The 16,769-nt window shown below is 71.9% G+C and carries 13 protein-coding genes; 9 read left to right on the top strand and 4 right to left on the bottom strand.

Annotated elements, in window-relative coordinates:
- Positions 1-16: 16 nt before the first annotated feature.
- A complete protein-coding gene (locus tag AB0412_RS08130) occupies positions 17-2,560 on the bottom strand; it encodes an ATP-dependent Clp protease ATP-binding subunit (protein WP_366401677.1) in 2,544 nt (847 codons plus the stop codon).
- Positions 2,561-2,846: 286 nt separating this feature from the next.
- Positions 2,847-3,614: a type I methionyl aminopeptidase gene (gene map, locus AB0412_RS08125; protein WP_366401676.1), complete on the bottom strand. Its 768-nt coding sequence runs from the start codon at positions 3,612-3,614 to the stop codon at positions 2,847-2,849.
- Between the two features lie 33 nt (positions 3,615-3,647).
- On the opposite strand from map, the gene AB0412_RS08120 reads away from it, so the two are divergent.
- The 9 genes from AB0412_RS08120 (at position 3,648) to AB0412_RS08080 (ending at position 14,761) form a co-directional block, all read left to right on the top strand.
- Positions 3,648-3,908, top strand: coding sequence for a helix-turn-helix transcriptional regulator (locus tag AB0412_RS08120; protein WP_366401675.1), 261 nt, complete (start codon positions 3,648-3,650; stop codon positions 3,906-3,908).
- Between the two features lie 127 nt (positions 3,909-4,035).
- Entirely contained in the window at positions 4,036-5,775 is a 1,740-nt protein-coding gene (locus tag AB0412_RS08115; RefSeq protein ID WP_366401674.1) for a hypothetical protein, read from the top strand.
- A gap of 154 nt (positions 5,776-5,929) precedes the next feature.
- Entirely contained in the window at positions 5,930-6,772 is an 843-nt protein-coding gene (locus tag AB0412_RS08110) for a nitrilase-related carbon-nitrogen hydrolase (protein ID WP_366401673.1), read from the top strand.
- A complete protein-coding gene (locus tag AB0412_RS08105) occupies positions 6,769-8,055 on the top strand; it encodes an aspartate aminotransferase family protein (RefSeq protein ID WP_366401672.1) in 1,287 nt (428 codons plus the stop codon). Before AB0412_RS08110 ends, AB0412_RS08105 begins: the two co-directional genes overlap by 4 nt.
- Positions 8,056-8,081: 26 nt before the next feature.
- Complete coding sequence (locus AB0412_RS08100; protein ID WP_366401671.1) at positions 8,082-9,689, top strand: PucR family transcriptional regulator; 1,608 nt, start codon at positions 8,082-8,084, stop codon at positions 9,687-9,689.
- A gap of 155 nt (positions 9,690-9,844) precedes the next feature.
- The gene (locus AB0412_RS08095) at positions 9,845-10,687 is read left to right on the top strand and encodes a nitrilase-related carbon-nitrogen hydrolase (protein ID WP_366401670.1); all 843 of its coding nucleotides are present in this window, start codon (positions 9,845-9,847) and stop codon (positions 10,685-10,687) included.
- A gap of 106 nt (positions 10,688-10,793) precedes the next feature.
- Positions 10,794-12,179: a dihydropyrimidinase gene (gene hydA, locus AB0412_RS08090; protein ID WP_366401669.1), complete on the top strand. Its 1,386-nt coding sequence runs from the start codon at positions 10,794-10,796 to the stop codon at positions 12,177-12,179.
- An 11-nt stretch (positions 12,180-12,190) separates the two neighbouring features.
- Positions 12,191-13,192, top strand: coding sequence for a TIGR03842 family LLM class F420-dependent oxidoreductase (locus tag AB0412_RS08085; RefSeq protein ID WP_366401668.1), 1,002 nt, complete (start codon positions 12,191-12,193; stop codon positions 13,190-13,192).
- A 48-nt stretch (positions 13,193-13,240) separates the two neighbouring features.
- On the top strand, positions 13,241-14,761 hold the full coding sequence (locus AB0412_RS08080; RefSeq protein ID WP_366401667.1) for an NCS1 family nucleobase:cation symporter-1: 1,521 nt from the start codon (positions 13,241-13,243) through the stop codon (positions 14,759-14,761).
- Between the two features lie 39 nt (positions 14,762-14,800).
- On the opposite strand, the gene AB0412_RS08075 is transcribed toward AB0412_RS08080, so the two are convergent.
- Both AB0412_RS08075 and AB0412_RS08070 read right to left on the bottom strand, forming a co-directional pair.
- Positions 14,801-15,643 carry a CAP domain-containing protein gene (locus AB0412_RS08075; protein ID WP_366401666.1) on the bottom strand — a complete coding sequence of 281 codons (843 nt, stop codon included), beginning with the start codon at positions 15,641-15,643 and terminating at the stop codon, positions 14,801-14,803.
- Between the two features lie 355 nt (positions 15,644-15,998).
- Positions 15,999-16,664 carry a hypothetical protein gene (locus AB0412_RS08070; protein ID WP_366401665.1) on the bottom strand — a complete coding sequence of 222 codons (666 nt, stop codon included), beginning with the start codon at positions 16,662-16,664 and terminating at the stop codon, positions 15,999-16,001.
- Positions 16,665-16,769: the final 105 nt, after the last annotated feature.

Raw genomic sequence — 16,769 nt, 5'->3', positions numbered from 1 at the left:
GCCCCTTTCGGGGCGCTTACAGTTCCGGTGTCGGGATGTCACCGGTGCGGAACGTGAGTTTGTCGTTCTCCGTGTCCACCGTCACCCTGTCGCCCTCCTTCACACGGCCGTCCAGGAGCAGGCGGGAGAGCTGGTTGTCGACCTCCCGCTGGATGGTGCGGCGCAACGGGCGGGCGCCGTACTCGGGCTGGTAGCCGCGTCGGGACAGCCAGTCCACGGCCGACTCGGTGAAGTCGATCGAGATGCCCTGGCCCTTCAGGCTGCGCCGGGTCGACTCCAGCAGCAGGTCGGTGATCTGCCGCAGTTCCTCGGTGGTGAGCTGGCGGAACACCACGATCTCGTCGATCCGGTTCAGGAACTCCGGCCGGAAGTGCTCCCGCAGCGGCCGCAGGATCTGCTCGCGGCGCGCCTCCTCGTCCGCCTCGGCGCCGCCCGTCGCGAAGCCCAGCGTCGCCCCGCGACGGGTGATCGCCTCGGAGCCGAGGTTGCTGGTCATCACGATGACGGTGTTGGTGAAGTCCACCGTGCGGCCCTGGGAGTCGGTGAGCCGGCCGTCGTCGAGGACCTGCAGCAGGATGTTGAAGACGTCCGGGTGGGCCTTCTCCACCTCGTCGAGCAGCAGCAGCGAGTACGGGTGCCGGCGCACCACCTCGGTCAGCTGCCCCGCCTCCTCGTGGCCCACGTAACCGGGCGGGGCGCCGACCAGCCGGCTGACGGTGTGCCGCTCCTGGTACTCGCTCATGTCCAGGCGGACCATGCGGTCCACGCTGCCGAACAGCGCCTCGGCGAGCGCGCGGGCCAGCTCCGTCTTGCCGACGCCGGTGGGTCCGAGGAACAGGAAGCTGCCGATTGGGCGGTCGGGGCTGGAGAGCCCGGCGCGCGAGCGCAGCACCGCGTCCGAGACGACCCGCACCGCCTCGTCCTGTCCGACGACCCGCTGGTGCAGATGCTGTTCGAGGCCCAGCAGCCGGTCCTTCTCCTCCTCGGTGAGACGGCTGACCGGGATGCCGGTCTGCCGGGACACCACCTCGGCGATCGCCTCGGCGTCCACCACCAGGTCCTGGCCCTCGTCCACCTCGGTGCTGCTGCCCGCCTCGTCGATCCGGCGCTTCAACTCCACGATGCGGTCCCGGAGCTGGGTGGCCTGCTCGTACTGCTCGTCGGCGACCGCCTGGTCCTTGTCGCGGGTCAGCTGCTCCACCTCGCGTTCCAGGGCGCGTACGTCGGTGCCCTTGGTGCGGGCCCGCAGCCGCACCCGGGCGCCCGCCTGGTCGATGAGGTCGATGGCCTTGTCCGGCAGACGGCGGTCACTGAGGTAACGGTCGGACAGCTCCACGGCCGCCACCAGCGCCTCGTCGGTGTAACGGACCTGGTGATGCGCCTCGTAGCGGTCGCGCAGTCCGCGCAGGATCTCGATCGCGTCGGCGGGCGTCGGCTCCGGCACCATGATCGGCTGGAAGCGGCGGGCCAGCGCCGCGTCCTTCTCGATCCGGCGGAACTCCTCCAGCGTGGTCGCCCCCACCACGTGCAGCTCGCCGCGGGCCAGGGCCGGCTTGAGGATGTTGCCGGCGTCCATCGAACCGCCCTCGCCGCCCGCGCCCGCGCCGACGACGGTGTGCAGTTCGTCGATGAAGACGATCAGCCGGTCGGAGTGCGAACGGATCTCGTCCACGATGTTGTTCATCCGCTCCTCGAAGTCGCCCCGGAAGCGGGTCCCGGCGACCACCGCCGTCAGGTCCAGGGCGACCACCCGCCGCCCGAGCAGCACATCGGGCACGTCACCCTCGGCGATCCGCTGGGCCAGCCCCTCCACGACGGCGGTCTTGCCGACGCCCGCGTCACCGATCAGCACGGGGTTGTTCTTGCCGCGCCGGGAGAGCACCTCGACGGTCTGCTCGATCTCCTCCTCGCGTCCGATCACCGGGTCGATGCGGCCCTCGCGGGCGAGCTCGGTGAGGTCGCGGCCGTACTTGTCCAGCGTCGGCGTGCCGGTCGCCGGGCGCGGCCGTTCGACGCGCGGCGGCGTGGACTCCGGCACCTCCGGCGGCAGGCCCGAGGGCGGGGTGAAACGGGCCGCGTTCAGGATGTGCCCGGCGGCCGAGTCGGGGTTCGCGGCCAGGGCGCTGAGCACATGCTCGGGGCCGATGTAGCCGGCGCCGCTCGTCCGGGCCAGCTCGTGCGCGTCCAGCAGGGCGCGCTTGACGGCGGGCGTCAGGGACAGCGAGGTCGGCGGCGGGGCGCTGTCCGGGCCGTGCTGGGCGGGGCCGGACCGCTCGTCGATCTGCGAGGCCAGCGAGTCGGGGTCCGCGCCCGCCCGGCTGAGCAGACTGCGGGTCGGCTCGGTGGCGAGCGCGGCCCGCAGCAGGTGCTCGGTGTCCAGGTCCCGGCTGCCGTGCTCGGCGGCGTACTGGGCGGCGCCGCGCACCAGCTCCCGGGCCGGCTGGCTCAGCAGCCGCCCGATGTCTATCTGCCGGGGGCGGGGCCCGCCGAAGAAGCGTGCGAGGAATTCTCCGAAGGGGTCCGAGCCGTAGCCCTGCGGACCTGTGAACCCGCTGGTCATGGCCATCCGTTCCGGCGCCCTCGCGGGGACCCCCCTCGGCCGGACGGAGCCGGAACCTTCGAGGGGCCCGGGGCGCGCTCACTGCTCGACGTACGGTCCGGACGCGGGTGCCCGACCGTCTCGCTGTTACACACGCACGGGTTCTGTGCCGCGCGGGTGTGTCCCTGTGCCGCGTGAGGCGCACTCGTAGAACACCTTCGCACGATCGGTGTGGGGGAGCACCTCAGGGCGGCGCGCGGGCCGGGCCGGGCTCGGGGGCGGGGCGGGGCGTGCCGGGGGTGCGGGCTCAGCGTGCCGTCAGGATGCGGGGGCCGGTCTCGGTGACGGCGATCGTGTGTTCCGCGTGGGCCGCGCGGGTGCCGTCGTCGGTGCGGAGGGTCCAGCCGTCGCCGGCGGCGTGGAAGCCGTCGGTGCCGCCCGCGATCAGCATGGGCTCGATGGCGAGCGCCATGCCGTGCCGCAGGCGCATGCCGCGGCCCGGGCGGCCCTCGTTCGGGACCGACGGGTCCTCGTGCATACGGCGTCCGATGCCGTGGCCGCCGAAGCCGTCCGGGATGCCGTACCCCGCCGCGCGGCACACCGTGCCGATGGCGTGGGCGATGTCACCGATGCGGTTGCCCACGACTGCCGCCTCGATCCCGGCCGCCAGCGCCCGTTCGGCCGTCTCGATCAGCCGTACGTCGGCGGGGCGCGGCGTGCCCACGGTGAAGCTGAGCGCCGAGTCGCCGACCCAGCCGCCCAGTTCCGCGCCGCAGTCGACGGAGACGAGGTCGCCGTCGCGCAGTCGGTAGCCGGTAGGGATTCCGTGCACGATCGCGTCGTTGACGGACGTGCAGATCACGGCCGGAAACGGGGTCGGGGCGAAGGAGGGGCGGTAGCCCAGGAAGGGCGAGGTCGCACCCGCCGCACGCAGCACGCCCCGCGCCACCTCGTCCAGCTCCAAGAGGGAAACGCCCACGTCAGCGGCCTCGCGTACGGCCGTCAGCGCGCTCGCGACGACCTGGCCCGCCTCGTACATGGCATCGATCGATGTGTCGGTCTTCAGCTCCACCATGCCAATTAGTATACCGGTATTAGAATGGGTGCCATGGTGCGCACCCCTCTCACTCCGGAAGAACGCGAACGCGGCGAACGGCTCGGCCGGCTGCTGCGCGAGGCACGCGGCGGCCGCAGCATGGCCGAGGTCGCGACACGGGCCGGCATCTCCGCGGAGACGCTCCGCAAGATCGAGACGGGCCGTGCGCCGACACCGGCCTTCTTCACGGTGGCGGCGCTGGCGGTCGAACTGGGCCTGTCGATGGACACGCTGGCCGCTCACTGCGGCGGGAGCACCCCGCTCGCGGCGTGACGTCTCACCCCCCGCGGGGGACGTCATGCGCACCTTGCGTTCCCGCCGAAAACTCCCTGTAGCGCTGTCGTAACACGGCTGGTGTTGCCTACGGAGCGGAGTCCTCCAGGTCTGGCGGGAGTTGGCTATGGCGGTGGAGCAACTTCCGGGTCGCATCCGGGAGTTCACGAGCTACCTCAACGGGCTGCTGGGGAGCTTGGACCCCTCCGGCGGCTGGTGCGGGGTGTTCTGGCAGCGGGACCCGGACGGTATGCGGGCCTGCCTCGAGGGGCGTGAGCTGCCGCCGTGGGACGTGATGGAGGCCCTGCTCCAGGATCTCGCCGCCGCACACGGCCCGCGGGCCGCCGAGTCCGAGACCGCCAGGGCCCGCGCCCTGCACGCCGCCGCCCTCGCCGCGCACGACGCCCGTCCCGGCGCCCGCGACGCCCTCGGCGACCGGCTGGACGTCATGCTCCGCGAGCAGAGGTACGCCGCGGAACGCCGGGCAGCGCTGAGCCGCGCCGTGGCCACCGCCCCCACCCGGGAGAAGGCCGAGGCCCTCCGCCTCGACCTGGCCTGGGCCGAGGACGACCACACCCGTGCCGCGGCCCGCTGCGCGGAACTCCGGACCAGGCTGGAGCACCTGGACCGCCGCACGCGGGCTGCGGCGAGCCCCGGCGGGACGACGGGCCAGGACCTCCCCACCACCTGGGCGACTAACTCACCGACCCCGACCCCGACACCGGCCCCCGCCGCAGGAGGGGCCACCGCCCCCGGGCCGGGCATGGCAACGCGCCCCGGCCCCGCCTCGGCCCCGGACACCACCACGTCGGCCCCGACTGCCGGGCCGGGACCCGCGTCCGCTCCGGGGACGGAGTCTGCGCCCGGTTACGCCGCTCGGCGCCGGTCGGAGGCGGGGCGTGGGTTCACGTCGGGCTCGGCTGCCGGGTGGGGGAGTGCCGCTGTGTCACGCTCCGTCCCCGCCGAGGCTGCCGCCGGGGCAGGTGCGGGCTCCGGGCCGGAATCCGGCTCCCTGCCCGGCGCCTCCTCCCCTCCTGCCCCGGACGGCGAGCGCACGTCGGCGGCAGGTTCCGCGTCGCCACCTGCCGGTGAGTCCGCCCCGGCCGCCGTCAAGCCCCGGAAGCGTCGCCGGGGCGGGGCCCGGTTCGCGGGGGTGGTGGAGGACGAGGGCGCTCCCGTCGTCGTCCCCCCTGCCGTCGTGCCGCCCGCTGCCGCCGAGCCGGGGCCGTCCGGGGCCCCGCCCACCGCCCGTCGCACCCCGCGCGGCGCCCGGTTCGCCGGGGCGACGGAGGCGGGGGAGGGGCGGGCGGGGCCTCCCGTTCAGATCGCGGTCGACGGTGCGGCGCGGCAGGAGGTCGGGCGGGTCGTCGGGACGCTGGGGCGGCTGCGGGCCGAGGGGCGGACCGGTGAGGCGCACGCGGTGCTCGTCGAGACCGCGTACTGGCCCGCCGCCCGCTTCCCCCTGCTCGCCGCCGAGATGCAGCGGGCCGGGCTCGGCGCCGACTGGGCGACCCTGCTGTGGGAGACCGCCTCGCTGCCCGCCGACCGGCTGGTCGCCGCGGCCGACGCCCTCGCCGCGGCGGGCCGCACCGAGGACGGGCAGCAGATCCTGCGGCAGGGCGTCGTACGGCCCGCCGAGGAGATCGGGCAGGCGGTGCTCGCGCTGGCCGCCGAGGAGCGCCACCGCGAGGTGACCGCCCTGCTCGACGCCTACGTCCGGATGCGCACCCCGGAGGAGGCCGCCCGCAGCGCCGCCGCCGATCCCCAGCGGCTCGTGCCGCTGCTGCTCACCGCCGCGCAGGGCGTCTCCGACGAGCGCTACTGGGACCTCCTGCACGCCCTGCGGGTCGCCGGAACCACCGCCTGACCCGCCCCGCTCACCCACAGGAGTGTGAAACACGATCGACTCCGCGGGTTGACGACGATGGTCTTGGCAAGGCCGTCCGAGAGGCTTACGTTCGTCCCTCTACGACCGTTTCTACGGGCGTAGAGGCGCTGACGTCGCGTCGAAGGAGCAGCTCATGGCCAACGTCGTACGTGCCGCTCTGGTCCAGGCCGCCTGGACCGGCGACACCGAGTCCATGGTGGCGAAACACGAGGAGCACGCCCGCGAGGCGGCCCGGCGGGGCGCGAAGATCATCGGGTTCCAGGAAGTCTTCAACAGCCCCTACTTCTGCCAGGTCGAGGAGCCCGAGCACTACCGCTGGGCCGAGCCCGTGCCCGACGGGCCCACCGTGCGCCGTATGCGGGCACTGGCGCGCGAGACCGGCATGGTCGTCGTCGCGCCGGTGTTCGAGATCGAGCAGCCGGGCTTCTACTACAACACCGCAGCCGTGATCGACGCCGACGGCACCTACCTCGGCAAGTACCGCAAGCACCACATCCCCCAGCTCAAGGGCTTCCGCGAGAAGTACTACTTCAAGCCCGGCAATCTCGGCTGGCCCGTCTTCGACACCGCCGCCGGCAAGGTCGGCGTCTACATCTGCTACGACCGGCACTTCCCGGAGGGCTGGCGGCAGCTCGGCCTGAACGGCGCCCGGCTGGTGTACAACCCGTCCGCCACCCACCGCAGCCTGTCGTCCCACCTGTGGCGGCTCGAGCAGCCCGCCGCGGCCGTCGCCAACGGCTACTTCGTCGCCGCGATCAACCGCGTGGGCCAGGAGGAGTACGGCGACAACGACTTCTACGGCACGTCGTACTTCGTCGACCCGCGCGGCCAGTTCGTCGGCGACGTCGCCAGCGACAGCAAGGAGGAACTCGTCGTCCGCGACCTGGACTTCGACCTCATCGAGGAGGTGCGGCAGACGTGGGCCTTCTACCGCGACCGCCGCCCCGACGCCTACGAAGGGCTGGTGCAGCCGTGACCGACGACCTGCTGGGCCGCCACCGCGCGGTGCTCCCCGACTGGCTCGCCCTCTACTACGAGGAGCCCATCGAGATCACCCACGGCGAGGGACGCCACGTCTGGGACTCCCACGGCAACCGCTACCTCGACTTCTTCGGCGGCATCCTCACCACCATGACCGCCCACGCCCTGCCCGAGATCACCAAGGCGGTGAGCGAGCAGGCCGGGCGGATCATCCACTCCTCCACCCTCTACCTCAACCGGCCGATGGTGGAACTCGCCGAACGCATCGCCCAGTTGAGCGGCATCCCGAACGCCCGGGTCTTCTTCACCACCTCCGGCACCGAGGCCAACGACACCGCCCTGCTGCTCGCCACCGCCTACCGGCGCAGCAACACGATCCTGGCGATGCGCAACAGCTACCACGGCCGCTCCTTCAGCGCCGTCGGCATCACCGGCAACCGCGGCTGGTCGCCCACCTCGCTGTCCCCGCTGCAGACGCTCTACGTCCATGGCGGCGTCCGCACCCGGGGCCCGTACGCCGCCCTCGACGACTACGACTTCGTCGCCGCCTGCGTCGACGACCTCAAGGACCTCCTCGGCCACACCCGCCCGCCGGCCGCGCTGATCGCCGAGCCGATCCAGGGAGTCGGCGGCTTCACCTCACCCCCCGACGGCCTGTACGCGGCCTTCCGTGAGGTGCTGAACGCGCACGGCATCCTGTGGATCTCCGACGAGGTGCAGACCGGCTGGGGCCGCACCGGCGAGCACTTCTGGGGCTGGCAGGCGCACGGCCGCAGCGGCCCGCCCGACATGCTGACCTTCGCCAAGGGCATCGGCAACGGCATGTCCATCGGCGGCGTCGTGGCCCGCGCCGAGATCATGAACTGCCTGGACGCCAACAGCATCTCCACCTTCGGCGGCACCCAGATCACCATGGCGGCCGGCCTCGCCAACCTCACCTACCTCCTCGAACACGACCTCCAGGGCAACGCCCGACGGGTCGGCGGCCTGCTGATCGAACGGCTGCGGGCCGTCGCCGCGCACGTCCCGGCCGTACGGGAGGTCCGGGGCCGCGGCCTGATGATCGGCATCGAGCTGAGCAAGCCCGGCACCGACGAGGCCCACCCCGAAGCGGCCTCCGCCGTCCTGGAGGCGGCCCGCGAGGGCGGCCTGCTCATCGGCAAGGGCGGCGGCCACAACACCAGCGCCCTGCGCATCGCCCCGCCGCTGTCGCTGAACGTCGCGGAGGCCGAGGAGGGCGCCGCGATCCTCGAGCGCGCGCTGAGGAGCATCCAGTAGCAGCACACCGATCAAGGGAACCCGCCATGGCCACCGTCTCGGATCCCTGGGAAGCCCCGGCACCGGCACTGTCGGTCCGGCAGGTGCTCGCGCTGGAGCGGGTGCTCGCCGGTGAGCCCGAGGTGGTGGCCGGCGCGCACCGGCTGGACCGGCCGGTGCGCTGGGTGCACGTCGCCGAGGCGGCCGACGTCGGCGTGATGCTCAGCGGCGGCGAGATGGTCCTCACCACCGGTGTGCTGCTCGCCGGCGACGAGGACAAGCAGGCCGAGTACGTCCGCTCCCTGCACCGCGCGGAGGCGTCCGCGGTCGTCCTCGGTCTCGGCCGTGCCTTCCCGTCCCCGCCGGACGCGATGCGCCGGGTGGCCGAGCGGTGCGGGCTGCCCCTCGTCGTACTCCACCGGCCGTTCCCCTTCGCCCAGTTGACGGAGGAGGTCCAGTCGCGGCTGGTGCGACGCAAGTTCGCCGCCGTCAGTCTCTCCGAGGCCGTCCGCACCGAACTCACCGCACTGATCACCGCCGGCGCTCCGCTGCAACGCCTCCTCGACGAGATCGCCCGGCACAGCGGCTGCCCCGTCGTCGTCACCAACCTCGCCCACCGCGTCCTCGGCACGGCGGGGGAGCGGCCCGCCGTGGACGACGTGCTGCGCGACTGGGAGCGCATCGCCCGCCAGGCATGGGGGCACCGCCCAGGCCGTTCAGGCACTGGGGGAGGCAGCGACGGCGACGGCTGGATCCGCGCCGAACTGGGCGGACGCGGCGAGCGCTGGGGCCGGATCGTGCTGTGCGGCTACCGCGGGGACACCGCCACCGGCCGGCTGCTCGCCGGCCGCGCCGCCGAGGCCCTCGTCCTGCACCGCATGCTCGGCGGCGGCGCCGGCTGCTCCTGGGAGGAGCAGTCCGCCCAGAGCCTGTTCACCGACCTGGTCAGCGGCGTCGTACCGGCCAGGCAACTCCTGCCGAGGGCCCGCGCCGCCGGACTCCCGGTGAACCGGCGCACCTTCGTGCCGCTCGTGGTCCGCGGCCGGACCGTACCTCAACTCGACCGCGTCCTGCGCCTGCTGGGCCTGCCCGGCCTCGCCGCCGAACTCGCCGACGCGGCGCACGCCGTCCTGCTCTCCCTCGCCCGCGACCAGGACACCGCGGCGCTCACCGCGCACTTCGCCGCCCGGCTGCGCGCCGAGCCGGGCCCGGCGCAGGTCGTCGTGGCCGCTGCGGACGCGCGGACCGCCTTCGACGACGTACCCGCCGGGCTGCGCGAGGCCCGGCACGTGGCCGACGCGGTCGCCGGATCCGCCCCCGCGCTGGACCTGCCGCCCGTGGTCCGCCTCAGGGACGTCCATCTGCGCGGGCTGATCCGCCTGCTGCGGGACGACCCGCACGTGCAGTCCTTCGCGGAACGCGAGCTGGACGGCCTGCTGTGCGAGCCGGACGACGACCTGCTCTCCGTCCTGCGCACGTACCTCGCCACCGGCCGCAACAAGTCCCGCACCGCCCAGCTCCACCACGTCTCCCGCCCCGCCCTCTACCGCCGGCTGGAGGCGATACAGGCGCGGCTCGGTGTGGACCTCGACGACTTCGAACAGGCCGCCTCGGTCCACATCGCGCTCCTCGCGCACGACGCGCAACACCAGTGAAACCCGAAGCCACCTGCGACAACGGCGGTGAAACATGGGCCCGTTCAAGAGTGACACGGTGACACGCCAGGCCCCCGCAGACGTGACACGGTGTACCTCACCGCAGGCTCGCGCACTTCCTAGGCTCGCCGCACACCGAGCGACCGGAGGTTGCGATGAGCCGAGTGATCCGTGCCGCCGTCTTCCAGACCGCCTGGACCGGGGACAAGGAGTCGATGATCCAGGTCCACGAGCAGGCCGCCCGCGACGCGGCCGCCCAGGGCGCTCAAGTCCTCTGCTTCCAGGAGCTGTTCTACGGCCCCTACTTCTGCCAGGTCCAGGACCCGGCCTTCTACGAGTACGCCGAACACATCCCCGACGGTCCGATCGTCCAGCGCTTCCAGACCCTCGCCCGCGAGCTGGGCATCGTCCTGGTGCTCCCGATGTACGAGGAGGAGCAGCCCGGCGTCCTCTACAACACCGCCGCCGTGATCGACGCCGACGGCACCTACCTCGGCAAGTACCGCAAGACGCACATCCCGCAGGTGCGGGGCTTCTGGGAGAAGTTCTACTTCCGCCCCGGCAACAGCGGCTGGCCCGTCTTCGACACGCAGGCCGGCCGGATCGGCGTCTACATCTGCTACGACCGCCACTTCCCCGAGGGCTGGCGGGCACTGGGCCTCGCCGGCGCCGAGATCGTCTTCAACCCCTCGGCGACCTCCCGCGGCCTCTCCGGCTACCTCTGGCAACTGGAACAGCCGGCGGCAGCGGTGGCCAACGAGTACTTCATCGGCGCGATCAACCGGGTCGGCGTGGAGGAGTACGGCGACAACGACTTCTACGGCACGAGCTACTTCGTCGACCCGGAGGCCCAGTTCGTCGGCGAGGTGGCCGGCGACAAGGAGACGGAACTGGTCGTGAGGGACCTGGATCTGGCGAAGCTCAGGGAGGTCAGGGACCGCTGGCAGTTCTACAGGGACCGTGCGCCCGGAACGTACGGTCCGCTGACAACCCCGTAGGGGCGACTGACCCAGGGGCGCGGGTCTGTGCTCGATGTGCGGCTACCGCCGCGCGGGCGCGACCAGCCACGACGAACCCGCACACACCCACATCGAGGAGCGCCCGATGACCCGAACACTGATCCACGGCGGCCTAGTCATCACAGCTTCCGACGAGATCCACGCCGACGTCCTCATCGAGGACGGACGCATCGCCGCCCTCACGGCCCCCGGCGTACTCACCGCCGACCACACCATCGACGCCACCGACAAGTACGTCATCCCGGGCGGTGTGGACGCCCACACCCACATGGAGCTCCCCTTCGGCGGCACCTTCGCCTCCGACACCTTCGAGACCGGCACCCGCGCCGCCGCCTGGGGCGGCACGACGACCATCGTCGACTTCGCCGTACAGACCGTCGGCCAGACACTCCGCGCCGGCCTCGACGCCTGGCACGCCAAGGCCGAGGGCAACTGCGCGATCGACTACGGCTTCCACATGATCGTCTCCGATGTGAACCAGGAGACGCTCAAGGAGATGGACCTCCTCGTCGAGGAAGGCGTGACCTCCTTCAAGCAGTTCATGGCCTACCCGGGGGTCTTCTACTCCGACGACGGCCAGATCCTGCGCGCCATGCAGCGCTCCGCCGAGAACGGCGGCCTGATCATGATGCACGCCGAGAACGGCATCGCGATCGACGTCCTCGTCGAACAGGCCCTCGCCCGCGGCGAGACCGACCCCCGCTACCACGGCGAGGTACGCAAGGCGCTCCTCGAAGCCGAGGCGACCCACCGCGCCATCCGCCTCGCCCAGGTCGCCGGCGCCCCGCTGTACGTCGTCCACGTCTCGGCGATGGAGGCGGTCGCCGAACTCGCCCGTGCCCGCGACGAGGGGCTCCCCGTCTTCGGCGAGACGTGCCCGCAGTACCTGTTCCTGTCGACCGACAACCTCGCCGAGCCGGACTTCGAGGGCGCCAAGTACGTCTGCAGCACGCCCCTGCGCCCCAAGGAGCACCAGGCCAAGCTCTGGCAGGGCCTGCGCACCAACGACCTCCAGGTGGTCTCGACCGACCACTGCCCCTTCTGCTTCACCGGCCAGAAGGAACTCGGCCGCGGCGACTTCTCCAAGATCCCCAACGGTCTGCCGGGCGTGGAGAACCGTGTGGACCTGCTGCACCAGGCCGTCCTCGACGGGCACATCTCCCGCCGCCGCTGGATCGAGATCGCCTGCGCGACCCCGGCCCGGATGTTCGGCCTGTACCCGAAGAAGGGCACCATCGCGCCCGGCGCGGACGCCGACGTCGTGATCTACGACCCGCACGCCGAGCAGGTGATGTCCGCCGAGACGCACCACATGAACGTCGACTACTCGGCCTACGAGGGCAAGCGGGTCACCGGACGGGTCGAGACCGTGCTGTCCCGCGGCGTCCCCGTCATCACCGAGCGGGAGTACACCGGCCGCGCCGGGCACGGCGTCTACACCCCGCGGTCCACCTGTCAGTACCTGAACTAGGAGCGGCACCCATGGACTTCGGACTCGTCCTGCAGACCGACCCGCCCGCCTCCCGGGTCATCAGCCTGATGAAGCGCGCCGAACGCAACGGCTTCACCTACGGCTGGACCTTCGACTCCGCCGTGCTGTGGCAGGAGCCGTTCGTCATCTACAGCCAGATCCTCGCCAACACCACGAAGCTGAGGATCGGCCCCATGGTCACCAACCCGGGCACCCGCACCTGGGAGGTCACCGCCTCCACCTTCGCCACCCTCAACGACATGTTCGGCAACCGCACCGTGTGCGGCATCGGCCGCGGCGACTCGGCCATGCGCGTCGCCGGACGCAGGCCCAACACCCTGGCCCGTCTCGGCGAGGCCATCGACGTGATCCGCGACCTCGCCGAGGGCCGCGAGGCCGAGGTCGACGGGCAGCCGCTGCGCATCCCCTGGGTGCGCGACGGCAGGCTCCCGGTGTGGATGGCGGCGTACGGCCCGAAGGCCCTCGCCCTCGCCGGGCAGAAGGCCGACGGCTTCATCCTCCAGCTCGCCGACCCGTACCTCACCGAGTGGATGGTGAAGGCCGTACGCGACGCGGCCGCGCAGGCGGGCCGCGACCCCGGCTCGGTCACCATCTGCGTCGCCGCCCCCGCCTACGTCAGCGACGATCTCGCGCACGCCCGCGAGCAGTGCCGCTGGTTCGGCGGCATGGTCGGCAACCACGTCGCCGACCTGGTGTCCCGCTACGGCGAGCACTCGGACATGGTGCCGGAGGCGCTGACGGCGTACATCAAGGGACGGCAGGGCTACGACTACAGCCACCACGGGCGGGCCGGAAACCCGTCCACGGACTTCGTACCGGACGAGATCGTCGACCGGTTCTGCCTCCTCGGCCCGGCCGAGGCGCACATCGAGAAGCTGAAGGCACTGCGCGAGCTGGGCGTCGACCAGTTCGCCGTCTACGACATGCACGACGCGCAGGAGACGACGATCGACGCGTACGGCGCGGAGATCATCCCGGCACTCGCCCGCTGACCGGTCTCCCCGATCGCCGACCGGTACTCCCCGCCGAAGGGTTCGCCCATGACCGCGACCGTCCCGCCCACGCCCTCCGACCCACCCATATCCGACCCGGCCGGACGCGTCGAGCTCCCGCCCGGCACCGTCCCCACCGACAGCCGCTTCGTCAACGACGACCTGCTGCCCGTGCCGCTGGCCCGGCGCCGCTGGACGACGTACAACTTCGCGGCCCTGTGGGTGGGGATGGCGCACAACATCCCCTCCTGGCTGCTGGCCTCCGGTCTGGTCGCGCTCGGCATGGACTGGAAGCAGGCGGTGTTCACCATCGCGCTCGCCAACGTCATCGTGCTGGCGCCGATGCTGCTGACCGGTCACGCCGGGCCCAAGTACGGCATTCCGTTCCCGGTGATGGCCCGTGCCTCGTTCGGGCTGCGCGGCGCCAACCTGCCGGCGATGATCCGGGCCGGGGTGGCGTGCGCCTGGTTCGGCATCCAGACCTGGATCGGCGGCCAGGGCATCTTCGTGCTGCTGGGCAAGATCTTCGGCGGCTGGGCCGAGGCGTCCGAGGTGGGCGGTCAGCCGTGGACGCTGTGGGTGTGCTTCCTGCTGTTCTGGGCGCTCGAACTGGCCATCATCTACCGGGGGATGGAGGCGCTGCGCCGGTTCGAGAACTGGGCGGCGCCGTTCGTCATCGTCGGCGCGCTGGTGCTGCTGGTGTGGATCGCGAACAAGGCCGGCGGTCTCGGCCCCCTGCTCGACCAGCCGTCGCAGCTGGGCTGGGGCGCCGACTTCTGGCCGGTGTTCTTCCCGTCCCTCATGGGCATGATCGCCTTCTGGTCCACGCTGAGCCTGAACATCCCCGACTTCACCCGCTTCGGCGCCGGCCAGCGCGCCCAGGTCTGGGGCCAGACGCTCGGACTGCCCACCACCATGACGCTGTTCGCCCTGCTGTCGGTGTTCGTCACCTCCGGCTCGCAGGCGGTGTACGGGGTCGCGCTGTGGGATCCCGTGGCGCTCGCGGCCAAGACGGACAACGTCTTCGGACTGCTCTTCGCCCTGGTGACCGTGCTCGTCGCGACGATCTCGGTGAACATCGCGGCGAACGTGGTCTCACCGGCGTACGACCTGGCGAATCTGGCGCCGCGGTTCATCACCTTCCGCACCGGTGCCCTGATCACCGGAGTCGTCGGCGTGCTGATCATGCCGTGGAAGCTCACCGAGACGCCCGAGCTGTACATCTTCACCTGGCTCGGTCTGGTCGGCGGGCTGCTGGGCACCGTCGCCGGCATCCTCATCGCCGACTACTGGCTCGTCCGCCGCACCGTGCTGGACCTGCCCGGCCTGTACACGCCCGGCGGACGCTACTGGTACACCTCCGGCTGGAACCTGCGCGCCGTCGCCGCCTTCGTGATCGGCGGAGTGCTCGCGGTGGGCGGCTCCCACTCGGCGCCGGGCAAGGGCCCCTTCCCCGAGGACGGGCTGATCCCGTTCCTGAAGCCGCTGGCCGACTACGGCTGGGCGGTCGGGCTCGCGGCCTCGCTCGTGGTGTACGTGGCGCTGATGGCGGGCCGCAGGCGCGCCTGAACCGGCGCCTGCGGCCCCCTTCAGCGGCCCGTGGTCCGCCTAGCGGGCGGTGCCGAAGTCCTGCGTCCAGTAGGAGCCGGGCTGCGCGAGACCGACACCGATCTCCTTGAAGGAGCAGTTGAGGATGTTCTCCCGGTGGCCGGGGCTGTTCATCCAGCCCTGCATCACCTGCTCGGGAGTGGAGTAGCCGTAGGCGACGTTCTCGCCGTAGGCGCTCCAGCTGTAACCGGCGCGGGTGATCCGCTGCTCGGGGGAGGAGCCGTCCGAGCCGGTGTGCGACATGGTGCCGGTCGCCGCCATGTCCTCGCTGTGGTCCTGCGCGGCCTTGGTCAGCGCGGAGTTCACCTTCACGGCCGAGCAACCGGCCTTGCTGCGCTCGGCGTTGACCAGCTCCACGACCCGGGCGACGGCTCCGGAGGCGGTGGCGGAGGGCTTCGGGGCGCTCGGCGAGGAGGGGGCGGAGGAAGCGGGGGGCTTCGGGGCGGTGGTGGAGGGCTCGGCGGTGGCGGTCCCGGCAGGCTCGGGGGCCTGCGAGGTCTTGGAGACCCCGGCCGTGGCCCTCTTCGCCTTCCTCGCCCTGTCTGTCTTCTTCGCCTTCTTCGGCTTCTTGGCCTCGCGGGACGTCGAAGGACTCGCGGCCGGCGACTTTGACGCCGTCGCCGTGGGCTCGCCGCCCTGCCGGCTGCTCCACTCGCGGTACCAGTTTGCGCCGTCCCACCTGTCATCGGCCGCGACCGTGGTGGCGGTGCGCTCGTGCCGCCCCTCCTCGTCGCCGGGCCAGTCGGTACAGGCCATGGCGACCGAAGGTATGCCTATGACGCCCATGGCGACTGCCGCGACGATCGGTCGCCGGTAACGCTGCTGGTGGCGATGCTTTCCCATGCGTGACCTCACCCTTGCTGTCCGGAGGCTGGCCATTCTTGGGACCGTCCGGCGCCGAGGCAATGGGCGTATTACTACCGTGCTTCGTAGTTCCGGAGCCCTCTTGCGGCCGCTGGGAGAGCATGCCGACCCGTACGGGAGGGGCCCTGGGGACGCCTGGTGTCACGTCAAAAGGCTTGCATTCGCGAAGAGACGGTGATGCGCACCGGCGGGCGGGGTCGCCCCCCGCCGGTGTCCGTCCAGGCCCGGGGGCAAGACGGACAAGTCCACTATGTCGTCGCGGGGCTGTCTACTAAGCCGACCGCATAGATCGTGAGGTGGGTGTGACGGATGTCACGGAACCGCAGATTCCGGTTCAGTCGCGGCCGGTCTCCAGCGCCGCCACCGCCTCCTTGGCGGCCTTGATGGCGCCCTTGTTGATCTCGTCCGTGCTCGGCGCCTTCTTCGACTCGAAGTCGCTGCCGTTGTACGTGACGATCACCAGCGCGTTGGAGGCGCGGGCCACGACCACGCCCTCCCGCGTCTGCTGCTTGTCCTCGGTGGTGAGGTTCACGACGGAGTACGCGGCGTCCCCCAGCCCGGGGACCGCGCCGCCGCCGCTCTTCTCCTCCAGACGCCCCTGGTACGACCGCTCGGCCGCGTCGTCCGACTCCATGACCTCGAAGGACACGTCGAGCCACCGGTACTCGTAGCCCTTGAGGGCGTTCCACGAGCAGGTGCGGCGCAGCTTGGAGTCGGTCGACGGTATCTCCTTGCCGGACGTCTTGGCGCCGGGCACAAGGGACTTGACCGTCTTCTCCGAGATGCCGCCGCACGGCGCGGGCGCCGAGGTGTAGGTCTTCGCCTCCTGCGTCGCCGACGGGGCGGAGGCGGACTGGGTTCCCGTCTTCTCGGTCGGCGACTTCTCGGCGGCCTGTGGCGCGGCCAGCGGACCGGACGACAGCGCCCAGCCCGCCGCGGCGAGGACGACCACCGGGGACAGGCGCGCGGTCAGGGCGATCGGCAGAGGAAAGGAACGCACGGCGCACTTCTCGTGGGGTCGGTGCGGAAGGAGTCCACACTGCGGACGGGACGCCAGTGTCACACGCTTCCCTGTGGTGCGGAAGGGTCCAACTCGCAGCGTGCT

This window comes from Streptomyces sp. NPDC052012 (assembly GCF_040689265.1).
Classification (GTDB): Bacteria; Actinomycetota; Actinomycetes; order Streptomycetales; family Streptomycetaceae; genus Streptomyces.
This window is presented reverse-complemented; position numbering and strand designations above follow the sequence as displayed.